This is a genomic window from Lactobacillus equicursoris DSM 19284 = JCM 14600 = CIP 110162 (assembly GCF_001434815.1).
Taxonomy (GTDB): domain Bacteria; phylum Bacillota; class Bacilli; order Lactobacillales; family Lactobacillaceae; genus Lactobacillus; species Lactobacillus equicursoris.
In genome coordinates this window covers 1-282 of record NZ_AZDU01000156.1, presented here as the reverse complement: position 1 = coordinate 282, position 282 = coordinate 1, and the positions used below count along the sequence as shown (strand labels likewise).

Annotated in this window: 1 rRNA gene; it reads left to right on the top strand. The window is 52.8% G+C overall.

Annotated elements, in window-relative coordinates:
- A 16S ribosomal RNA gene (locus FC20_RS09800) occupies positions 1 to 282 on the top strand; the annotation flags it as partial.

The window sequence follows — 282 nt, the reverse complement described above, 5'->3', positions numbered from 1 at the left end:
TTATTTGAAAGGCGGCGCAAGCTGTCACTTTAGGATGAGCCCGCGGTGCATTAGCTAGTTGGTGAGGTAACGGCTCACCAAGGCGATGATGCATAGCCGAGTTGAGAGACTGATCGGCCACATTGGGACTGAGACACGGCCCAAACTCCTACGGGAGGCAGCAGTAGGGAATCTTCCACAATGGACGCAAGTCTGATGGAGCAACGCCGCGTGAGTGAAGAAGGTTTTCGGATCGTAAAGCTCTGTTGTTGGTGAAGAAGGATAGAGGTAGCAACTGGCCTT